The organism is Roseomonas mucosa ATCC BAA-692 (assembly GCF_000622225.1).
GTDB lineage: Bacteria > Pseudomonadota > Alphaproteobacteria > Acetobacterales > Acetobacteraceae > Roseomonas > Roseomonas mucosa.
On sequence record NZ_JHWD01000029.1, the window covers coordinates 29,825 to 40,142 of the forward strand.

Below are 10,318 nucleotides of genomic sequence, written 5' to 3' on the forward strand. Positions count from 1 at the left end.
GGCGGGCTCACCGGCGGCCGGGAAGGGGAGGGGCCAGGAACGGAGGGGCTGAGGTTTCGCGGGACGGGCGGGCGAAAGATCATGCCGAAGAAGCTCCCTGGCTTGTGATGGGTTTCCCGGCCGGGCCGGTTTCCATGCCGCTCCGCCGCCTCATGGCGTGGCGCCGCCCTCCGCACCGGTCCCATCCCCAAGTGGCCGCAGCATCCCCAGCACGCCCTGCACCAGCATCTCCCGGTGCCGCGTCCGCAGTGCCTCCTCGCCCAGGTCCTTGCCGAACAGAACCTCGATCGTGTGGCGGTTGGCGGACCTGAAGAAGCAGAAGCCGCTGATGAAGAGATGCACGTCCACGGCATCGACATCCCCGCGGAACAGCCCCTCGCGCCGCCCCCGCTCCAGGATGGTGCGCAGCGCATCGATGATGGTGACGTTCAGCGCCCGGGCGCTGCGGGACTGGCGCAGGTACTGGCCGTGATGGATGTTCTCGATGGTGACGAGGCGGGTGAAGTCCGCATGGTCCCACTGGTAGTCGAAGGTGAACTCCGCCATCCGCCGGATCGCCTCCTCCGGCGCCAGCGCCTCCAGCCGCAGCTCCCGTTCCACCGAGCGGATGTCGTCATAGGCGGCTTCCAGCACGGCGAGGTAGAGCCCCTCCTTGCTGCCGAAATAGTAGTAGATCATCCGCTTGGCGGTCTTGGTGCGCGCCGCGATGGCATCCACCCGCGCGCCCGTCAGCCCGTGCCGCGCGAATTCCTCGCGCGCCGCCTCCATGATCTCCCGCTTCGTGCGCTCCGGATCGTTCCGGCGGAAATGCGGCTCCGTCAATTCGCTCGTCGTGTCGGCCAAGGGGACGCTCCTGCGAATCCCCTACATACCCGCCCCGCATCGCCACGGCCAAATGCCGCCTCCGCCAGTCCGCACTCCTGGCCCGGCGTTGCGCCGTCCCCGGGTGAAAGGCGCCGCCTTTCACCCGGACCCCCTATCCGCCAGGATGCTGCGCGCCCTGGACCCGGTGAGTTGGCGCCCACAGATGCCGGATCGCGCCGGAGAGCATCGCCCTCCGGCAGGCTGCCGGCGCCACCAGCACGGACACGGTATTTCTCTTCTTCCCGGGCGTCCCGCGTTTCCACCTGTTCCCAGGGATCAGGCCGAAAACCAACGGCAGCCACCGGAACCCACGAAAGCCCGGGGTCCGGGGACCGGCTTCGGTCCCCGGCGGAGAGGGGGCCGGGGCGAGAGGCAGCGCCTCTCCCCCGGGGGCGCCACGAGCGGAATTCCCTCCGACACGCCGTGACCTTCGGAAGGCTTTCCCCCGCATCACCCGGCCTCCCCCTCGATGACCGCCCGTCGCGCGGCGATGGCGCTGGCCAGGAACTCCGTCACGGCGCGGATGCGGGGCAGGTGCCGCAGGTCCAGATGGGTCAGCAGCCAGAGATCGGCGGCGAAGTCCGGCTCCGGCGGGGCCAGGCGGCGCAGGCCCGGCCGGGCATCCCCCACGAAACAGGGCAGGTGCCCGATCCCCAGCCCCGCTTCGACCGCATCGGCCAGCGCCAGCACCCCGTCGAACCGCGCCGCCAGCCGCGCCGCCGGCACGCGCTCCCGGGCGAAGCGCGTCACCTTCATCCCGGCGAGGTTGTCACCCAGGCAGACCCAGTCCCGTCCCATCGGATCGGCTTCCGGGATGGGCGCCGTGGCGGCGGTCTCGTAGAGCGCCCAGGCGATCCGCGCCACGCGCCGCCCGACCAGCGTGTCCGGCGGCGAATCGCTGGCCCGCAGCGCGACATCCGCATCCCGGCGCGACAGGTTGGCGGCGGCATTGCCGGTGACGAGGTCCAGCCGCACATCGGGGCAGGCGGCGCGGAAGCGCACCAGCATCGGCATCAGCAGGTCGGCCAGCAGGCTGTCGCTGGTGGCCAGCCGAACCTCGCCGGCGGGGCCCGGTGCCTGTCCGGCGAGGCGGCGGGTGACGGCGGCGATGTCCTCCTCCACCCGCCCGGCCAGGGCGGCCATCTCCTCCCCCGCCGCCGTCGGGGCATAGCCGCCCCGGTGTCGCTCGAAGAGCGGATAGCCCAGCATCTCCTCGATCTGCCGCAGCCGGCGGAAGACGGTCGAATGCGCCACCCCGAGCCGCGCCGCCGCCGCCGGCAGCGCCCGCGTCTCCGCCACCGCCTGGATCAGCCGGAAATCGTCCCAGGCGAGGGCAGGGGAGGAACGGGAGGCATCGGTCACGATGCGCCGCAGCCTCGCATCCCGCACCGCGCACCGGAAGGGGCGGGCTTCTTCGCACGGCTCGCATTGCACCAGCGCAATCCGTATCCAGTGGAACCGGATACCCCATTGCCCATATGCATGGCCGACAGCGAAACCCAGACCTGGAGGAGCTTCCATGGCCCGCAACGGCATTCATCATGTGACCGCGATCGCCGGCAAGGCGCAGCGCAACCTCGACTTCTACACCCGCACCCTCGGGCTGCGGCTGGTGAAGAAGACGGTGAACTTCGACGATCCCGGCGCCTACCACTTCTACTACGGCGACGAGGCCGGCAGCCCCGGCACCATCCTGACCTTCTTCCCCTGGGAGAACGCCGCCCCCGGCCGCGCCGGCACCGGCGAGTTGCAGGAAACGGTCTTCCGCGTGCCGCAAGGCGCGATCGGCTACTGGATGCAGCGCCTGACGCCGCATGGCGTGGAGCGGGCGGAGGCCTTCGGCGAGACGCTGCTGCGCTTCCGCGACCCGGACGGCATGCGCCTCGCCCTGGCGGGCCTGCCCGGCATCGAGGCCGAGTCCGCCTGGAGCCACCCGGTGGAGGGGGACAAGGTCCCGGCCGAAATGGCGATCCGCGGCTTCCACGGCGTGCGGCTGATGCTGGACCGCACCGAGGCGACCGGCGCCATCCTCGCCGACATCTTCGGCTTCGCCGAGGCGGCGCGCGAGGGCAACACGCTGCGCTACCGGGCCGAGGGCACGGCGCTGGGCGGGATCGTGGACCTGGAAGGCGTCGGCGGCTTCCTGCCGGCGCGGCCGGGGCGCGGCTCGGTGCACCACCTGGCCTTCCGCGCCGCCGACGACGCGGCGGAGATGGAGATGGCGCGGCGGCTCGTGGAGAACCACGGCATCCGCACCACGGAGCAGAAGGACCGCGACTACTTCCGCTCCATCTACTTCCGCGAGCCGGGCGGCGTGCTCTTCGAGATCGCGACCGACATCCCCGGCTTCGCGGTGGACGAGGCGCTGGAGGCCCTGGGCACCGGCCTGCAACTGCCGGCCTTCCTGCGGCCGCACCGTGCGGCGATCGAGGCCGCCCTGCCAGCCCTGGCCTGACCGCGGCGCGGCGGCACGCACCCGGCAAGGGGGGCGTGCCGCCGCCCTTCCGGGGAGAGCAACGCAAAGGGAGTATCCCGCATGAGCGACATCGTGACCGATACCACGACCGGCACCGGGCTGGGCTTCCGGCACCGGTTCCGGCCCGCCACGCGGCCGGGCCGCCCGCCGCTGCTGCTGCTGCACGGCACCGGCGGCGACGAGGACGACCTGCTGCCGCTGGGCGAGGCGGTGGCGCCGGGCTCCGCCCTGCTCTCGCCGCGCGGGCAGGTGCTGGAGAACGGCATGCCGCGCTTCTTCCGCCGCATGGCGGAGGGGGTTTTCGACGAGGCGGACCTGCGCCACCGCACCGACGAAATCGCCGCCTTCCTCCACGGCGCGCGGGAAGCCTACGGGCTGGAGGCGCCGGTCGCCCTGGGCTTCTCCAACGGCGCCAACATCGCCGCGGCGCTGCTGCTGCGCCATCCGGGCCTGCTGCGCGGGGCGGTGCTGCTGCGGGCCATGCAGCCCTTCCGGGACGAGGAGCCGGTCCCGCCGCCGGGCCTCGCCGGCACGCCGGTCCTGCTGCTTTCCGGCAGCGCCGACCCCATCATCCCCGCCGCGAACAGCGAGGGGCTGGCGGCGTGCCTGCGCCGGGCGGGGGCGGAGGTCACCTATCATCCCCTGCCGGCGGGGCACGGCCTGTCGCAGATGGACCTGTCCCTGGCACGGCACTGGATGGCCGGGCTCTGACGGCACCCGCACGGGCGCCGCGCGCCGGCGGCCCGCCTCAGCGGCGGTAGCGGCGCTCGGCACCGCGCACCATGGCGGGCGGCAGGGCCAGCCGGGCGGCGAGATAGTCCAGGAAAAGGCGCCCGGCCTCGTCCCGCGGGTCGGAGACCACCAGCGCGGCCACATAGGCATGGGCCGCCAGCCCGGCGGCCTGTGCCTCCCGCAGAACCTGGCTCAGCGGCGGCGGCTGGTGCAGCGCGGCCTCGATCCGGGCCGGCAACGCCTCGTCCCCACGCAGGAGGGCGAGGCGCTGCACCCAGCCCGGGCTCTCGCCCCGCTCCTCATCCGGCGGCCGCAGCCCCGCCAGCATCGAGACGGCCATGATCCCCGCGAGAAGGGCGAGCTGCGCCTCGGGCAGGCCCCGCAGGCTCAGGCTGAGCGGAAACAGCGTCTGTTGCCGGTTCTGCAGCCAGCCGTGCAGCAGCTTCTGCGCCACGGCCTCGTGCAGCAGGGTCTCCGGCGCGGGCAGGGCACGCTGCCGCCGCCCGGCCGGGGGCGGCGGATCGGCAGGCGGCGCGGCGGCCGGGTGGGTGGGGAACCCGCCGCCCCCGGTCATGCCGGCCCCGGAAGATCCGGCGCCTGGAATGCTGGTGCCCGGACCGCCAGTGCCCGGAATGCCGGCACCGTCGCCGGTCCGCAGGCGCGACAGGAAGCCCGCCACCGTCATCAACCGGCCCCCTGCGTGCCTGCCCCCGGCACGCCCGCCAGGGCCTCGATCTGCTGCAACAGGCGGGAGAAATCCACCGGCTTGGGGTGGTAGTCGTCGCAGCCTGCCGCCAGCGTCCTTTCCCGGTCCCCGGCCATGGCATGGGCGGTCAGCGCGATGATCGGGATGGCGCTGCCCGGCGGCGCCCCGGCCTTGATCAGCCCGGCGGCGGTCCAGCCATCCATCACCGGCAGGTTCATGTCGAGCAACACGATGTCGGGGCGTTCCCGCCGCGCCATCTCCACCGCCGCCTCCCCGTCCATGGCCAGGAGAACCTCGTGGCCACGGCGGCGCAGCCGGCGCGACAGGAAGTCCCAGATCTCCTCGTGGTCCTCGACCAGAAGAATGCGCGTCATGCGGGCCTCCCTGCGGCCGGCGGCGGCCGCTCCCGGCTGTTCTCCTCCGGCGCGGGCACCAGGTCCCGCACCTCGTGCGCCAGCTCGTTCAGGCTGACGCTGCCCTTCAGGATCAGCCGCTCCGCCCGCCGGTCCAGCCAGGCGCGCTCCTCCGGCGTCACATCCTTGGCGGTCAGCACGATCACCGGCACCTCTGCCCCCTCCGGGCGCTGCCGCAGCCCCTCCAGGAAGCCGAAGCCGTCCATCACCGGCATCATCAGGTCCAGCAGGACGAGGGATGGCAGCGACCGGGTCACCAGCTCCAGCCCCGCCCGCCCGTCGCCCGCCTCGGCCACGCGCCAGCCGTCCCGCTGCAGCATGGTGCGGAGCCGCCCCCGCGCCTCGGCATCGTCGTCCACGATCAGCACCTCGCCCTCCGCCGCCGGCGGGCGGAAGCGTTCCATGACCCGGCGCAGCCGCTCCCAGGCGATGGGCTTGGTCAGATAGTCGGTGGCGCCCAGCGCATGGCCCAGCCCCTTCTCGTTCACCACCGAGGCCATCACCACCGGCACGCCGGACAGCAAGGGGTCGCCGCGGATGGCATGCAGCACCGACCAGCCGTCCATCTGCGGCATCTCGACATCCAGCAGCACGGCGCGCGGCTTCAGCGCCCGCGCCAGGGCCAGGCCGGATCGCCCGTCGCTCGCGCAGCGCACCTGGAAGCCTTCCCGTTCCAGGAAGCGCGTCATCAGCTCCCGCGCGGCGGGGTCGTCATCCACCACCAGCACGACGCGGCCCTCCTGTTCCACCGGGGCCGCCTCCGCCGCCATGGCCTCCCCCTCGCCCTTCGCCGCCGCCTCGAAGCGGGCCGGCAGCCGCATGGTGAAGACCGAGCCCTGTCCGGCCGTGCTCTCGGCGCTCACCTCGCCGCCCAGCTCCCGGCAGAAGGCGCGGGTGATGGAAAGGCCGAGGCCGGTGCCGCCGAACTGCCGCGTCGTGGATTCGTCGGCCTGGGTGAAGCGCTGGAAGAGACGGGAAAGCTGCTCCGCGCTCATGCCGATGCCGGTGTCGATGACCTGGAAGACCAGCCAGTCGCGCCCCTCCGCCGCCTCGCGCCGCGCGGCCAGGGTGATCCGGCCCTCCTCGGTGAACTTGGAAGCGTTGCCCAGCAGGTTCAGCAGGCACTGGCGGATCTTGGTCTGGTCCGACTCCATCGCGCCGAGCGGCTCCTCCAGCCGCAGCGACAGCGTGTTGCCCCGCCGCGCCACCAGCGGCTGCACCGCCCCCGCCGCCTCCGCGAGCAGGGCCGCGACGTCGAAGCTGCCGACCGAGACGGTCATGCGCCCGGCCTCGATCTTCGACAGGTCCAGCACGTCGTTGATCAGGCCCAGCAGGTGCCGGGCGTTGCTCTCGATCTTGCGCAGGTCGGCCAGGAGATGCGCCTCGCCCAGATCCTCCACCTCCTCCGCCAGCATTTCGCTGTAGCCGATCACGGCGGAAAGCGGCGTGCGCAGCTCGTGGCTCATGTTGGCGATGAACTGGCTCTTGGCGCGGTTGGCGGATTCGGCGGCGTCGCGCGCCTGCTCCAGCTCCTCCTCCGCCCGCTTGCGGTCGGTGATGTCGGTGTGCGAGCCCACCCATTCCCGCAGCGACCCGTCCTGCGCCAGCACGGGCGCGGCGCGCACTTCCATGTGGCGCCAGGCGCCATCCCAGCGGCGCACCCGGTGCTCCATGGCATAGAGGCTGTGCGTCTCCTTGGCATGGCCCCAGACCTCCGCGGTGCGGCCGCGGTCCTCGGGATGGATGGCCTCCAGCCAGCCCCAGCCGCGATGCTCCTCCCAGGACTGGCCGGTGAACTGCATCCAGCGCGGCTGCGGCGCCTCGAATTCGCCCGAGCCCGGCGTGGTCCAGATGATGGCGGAGGAGGCATCCATCAGCGTGCGGAAACGCTCCTCGCTCCGCCGCAGGCGTTCCTCGGCGCCGCGCGTCTCGGTCACGTCGGTGTTGGTGCCGCTCCACTGGATGATCCGTCCGCCCGCGTCGCGCAGCGGCAGGGCACGGGACAGGAACCAGCGATAGGTGCCGTCATGCCGGCGCAGCGGGAAGGTGTCCTCCCACTCCTCGCCGTTTTCCAGCGCGGCCCGGAAACGCGCCACGACACGCTCCAGGTGGTCCGGATGGTGCAGCTCGCGCCAGCCCTGGCCCCGCATCTCCGCGAAGCTGCGGCCGGTGTATTCGTACCAGCGGCGATTGTACCAGTGGATGTCGCCATCGGGCGTGGCGATCCAGGCCAGTTGGGGAATCGCATCGGCGAGGTTGCGGAAGGCGTTGCGCAGCGAGGCGCCGCCGCTCCCGGCCACCCATTGCGTTCCTGTCCCGCGCTGCTCCGGCCCGTGCTGCTCCGGCCCGCGCTGTTCCGGCCCGCGCTGTTCCGGCCCCTGCTGCTCCGGCCCCTGCTGCTCCGGCCCCTGCTGCTCCGGCATGGTCTTTCCCCCTGTTCCTTGCGAGGGACACGGCCCCCCGCACCTGCCGATCCATCCATCGGCCTCATCCCCGCCGGCGCCTTCCCTGTCGGTTCCTGGCCCCTGCATGCGCAGGGGCCAGGAACCGCGCTGGCGCGGAACGCACCGGAAGGCCAGCGGCTTCATGCCCCGGGCCGATGTCTTGCAGGAGCGCCAGGATTCAGCCGCCGGAAGGACCTCCGTGGCCGCGTGGCCGGGGCATCCACCGGGGAAGGGGAGCGCCATGTCACCGATGACACAGGAGCCCTGGCTTCCGGCCGCCGGAGCGCCGCGCCCGGTCCCTGGTCCGGTGGCAAGCAACGACACGGGTGGCCGCGGTCACGCTGGTCTGGACGCTCGTGCCGCTTCTGGCCCTGGCCTCCGGGCTGGAAACCCTGTCCCCCGAGGCTGGTTGATGCCCGCGGGGATGGCCAAGGGGCAGTTGAACCTTCCACGGCCCCAGGGGAATCGCATGACACTCGACCAGGCCCTCGCCTTCGGCCTGCTGGCCGCCACCATCGGCCTGTTCCTTTGGGGGCGCCTGCCCTACGACCTCGTGGCGCTCGGCGCCCTGCTGGCGGGGGTGGTCCTGGGCGTGGTGCCGGCGGCCTCCGCCTTTTCCGGCTTCTCCGACGACGTGGTGGTCATTGTCGGCGCGGCGCTGGTGATCAGCCATGCCGTGGCCCGCTCCGGTGCGGTCGAGACGCTGATGCGGCCGCTCACGCCCTACCTGCGCGGCACGGCTGTCCAGGTGCCGGTGCTGGTCGGCGTCACCATGCTGCTCTCCATGGTCACCAAGAATGTCGGCGCGCTCGCCATCCTGATGCCGGTGGCGCTGCAGCTCGCGCGCCGGGCCGGCACGCCCGCCTCCGCCCTGCTGATGCCGATGTCCTTCGCCTCGCTCCTCGGCGGCATCGTGACGCTGGTCGGCACCTCGCCCAACATCATCGTCGCGCGCGTGCGGCAGGAGCTGACCGGGCAGCCCTTCGGCCTGTTCGACTACACGCCGGTGGGGCTGGGCATCGCCCTGGTCGGCTTTGTCTTCCTGTCCCTGGGCTGGCGCCTGCTGCCCACCGGGCGGCGCGGCACGCCCTCCCTGGAGGCCGCCTTCAACATCGAGAACTACACCGCCGAAGCCCGCCTTCCCGCCGGGTCGCCGCTGGCCGGAAAGACGGTGGCGGCGCTGGAGGCCCTGGGCGATGGCGAGGCCCGCGTCGCGGTGGTGGTGCGCGAGCGCTTCCGCCGCTTCGTCCCGCGCCCGGACTGGGTGCTGCGCCCCGACGACGTGCTGCTCCTGCGTGGCGAGCCGGAGGGGCTGGAGCGCCTGGTGGCCCGGGCCCAGCTGGTCCTGGCCGGCGACGGTCAGGCGCCCGGCCAGGCCGGCGAGATCAGCGTGGTGGAAGGCGTCGTCACCGCCGAGTCGCCGCTGGCCGGGCACACGCCGGGACAGCTCTCGCTGCAAGGGCGGCACGGGGTGACGCTGCTGGCGGTCAGCCGCGCCGGGCACAGCATCCAGCAGCGCCTGTCCGGCCTGCGGCTGCGGCCGGGCGACGTGATCGTGCTGCGCGGCGAGGCCGCCGCCGTGCCGGAGGCGCTGGCCGGCCTGCGCGTCCTGCCGCTGGCGGAACGCGCCATCGCCTTCGGCCACAGCCGCCGCTCGTGGCTTCCCCTGCTGGTGCTGGCGGCGGCGATGGCGCTGGTGGCCACGCATGTGCTGCCGGTGGCGGTCGCCTTTTTCAGCGCGGCGGTGGTGCTGCTCCTGCTGCGGGTCATGACGATGCAGGAGGCCTACGAGGCCGTGGAATGGCCCGTGCTGATCCTGCTGGCGGCGCTGATCCCCGTCAGCGAGGCCATCCAGCGCACCGGCGGCACGGACCTGCTCGCCACCGGGTTGCAGCACCTGGTCTCCGGCCTGCCGCCCCTGGGGGCGCTGACCATCACCATGGTCGTGGCGATGCTGCTGACCCCCTTCCTGAACAATGCCGCCACGGTCCTCGTGGTCGGGCCGATCGCCGCGGCCCTGGCCCAGCGCCTTGGCCTGAACCCCGACCCCTTCCTCATGGCCGTGGCCGTGGGGGCGGCCTGCGACTTCCTCACCCCGATCGGCCACCAGTGCAACACGCTGGTCATGGGCCCCGGCGGCTACCGCTTCGGCGACTATGCCCGGCTGGGGCTGCCGCTCTCCGTCCTGGTGGTCCTGACCGGCATGCCCCTCATCGCCTGGTTCTGGCCGCTGGGGCCGGGGTGATACGCCCGTCCGGCGCGCCGTCCGTGCTGTGGCATCGCACTTGTGGCTGCCCCCGGGGAAGGCGCCGCCTCCGCCGGAGGAACTGCCGAAGCAATGCTCCGACCTCCCCGGCCCCCGCCTTTCGTCGGCCCAGGGGTTAGCCCAGGGGTTAGAGCGCCTAACAGAACCGCCTAATCTGGCCGAGGCAGACGAGGGCGCAGGCGAGTGTGGTGAAGGCGAGGTGGATGTCGGCGCGGCGCTCGTAGCGGATGGTCAGGCGTCGGTAGCGGGCGAGCCAGGCGAAGGTACGCTCCACCACCCAGCGGTGTCGTCCGAGGCGGGCGCTGCTCTCGATGCCACGGCGTGCGATGCGCGGGGTGATGCCACGGGCGCGGCACTCCCGGCGGCAGCGACGGTGGTCGTAGGCCTTATCGGCGTGGAGTTTGCCCGGCCTTTGCC

9 protein-coding genes are annotated in these 10,318 nt (G+C 72.8%); 3 read left to right on the forward strand and 6 right to left on the reverse strand.

Going from position 1 to position 10,318, the window contains the following annotated elements; genetic code table 11:
* Positions 1–150: 150 nt before the first annotated feature.
* Together BT98_RS0117490 and BT98_RS0117495 are read right to left on the reverse strand one after the other, a co-directional pair.
* A complete protein-coding gene (locus tag BT98_RS0117490) occupies positions 151–843 on the reverse strand; it encodes a TetR/AcrR family transcriptional regulator (RefSeq protein ID WP_019461402.1) in 693 nt (230 codons plus the stop codon).
* 471 nt (positions 844–1,314) lie between these two features.
* Positions 1,315–2,226, reverse strand: coding sequence for a LysR family transcriptional regulator (locus tag BT98_RS0117495; RefSeq protein ID WP_026033585.1), 912 nt, complete (start codon positions 2,224–2,226; stop codon positions 1,315–1,317).
* 157 nt (positions 2,227–2,383) lie between these two features.
* On the opposite strand from BT98_RS0117495, the gene BT98_RS0117500 reads away from it, so the two are divergent.
* Both BT98_RS0117500 and BT98_RS0117505 read left to right on the forward strand, forming a co-directional pair.
* On the forward strand, positions 2,384–3,319 hold the full coding sequence (locus BT98_RS0117500; RefSeq protein ID WP_019463210.1) for a ring-cleaving dioxygenase: 936 nt from the start codon (positions 2,384–2,386) through the stop codon (positions 3,317–3,319).
* 81 nt (positions 3,320–3,400) lie between these two features.
* Complete coding sequence (locus BT98_RS0117505) at positions 3,401–4,051, forward strand: alpha/beta hydrolase (protein WP_019463209.1); 651 nt, start codon at positions 3,401–3,403, stop codon at positions 4,049–4,051.
* 37 nt (positions 4,052–4,088) lie between these two features.
* On the opposite strand, the gene BT98_RS0117510 is transcribed toward BT98_RS0117505, so the two are convergent.
* Genes BT98_RS0117510 through BT98_RS0117520 form a run of 3 tightly spaced genes read right to left on the reverse strand, consistent with a single transcriptional unit; the run spans position 4,089 to position 7,614 of the window.
* Complete coding sequence (locus tag BT98_RS0117510; RefSeq protein ID WP_019463208.1) at positions 4,089–4,757, reverse strand: DUF533 domain-containing protein; 669 nt, start codon at positions 4,755–4,757, stop codon at positions 4,089–4,091.
* Entirely contained in the window at positions 4,757–5,152 is a 396-nt protein-coding gene (locus BT98_RS0117515) for a response regulator (RefSeq protein ID WP_019463207.1), read from the reverse strand. Before BT98_RS0117515 ends, BT98_RS0117510 begins: the two co-directional genes overlap by 1 nt.
* A complete protein-coding gene (locus BT98_RS0117520; protein WP_019463206.1) occupies positions 5,149–7,614 on the reverse strand; it encodes a hybrid sensor histidine kinase/response regulator in 2,466 nt (821 codons plus the stop codon). Before BT98_RS0117520 ends, BT98_RS0117515 begins: the two co-directional genes overlap by 4 nt.
* 490 nt (positions 7,615–8,104) lie before the next feature.
* On the opposite strand from BT98_RS0117520, the gene BT98_RS0117530 reads away from it, so the two are divergent.
* On the forward strand, positions 8,105–9,880 hold the full coding sequence (locus BT98_RS0117530) for an SLC13 family permease (protein ID WP_019463205.1): 1,776 nt from the start codon (positions 8,105–8,107) through the stop codon (positions 9,878–9,880).
* A 157-nt stretch (positions 9,881–10,037) separates the two neighbouring features.
* On the opposite strand, the gene BT98_RS0117535 is transcribed toward BT98_RS0117530, so the two are convergent.
* Positions 10,038–10,318: transposase (locus BT98_RS0117535; RefSeq protein WP_027297343.1), on the reverse strand; the 281-nt coding region annotated here is incomplete at its 5' end.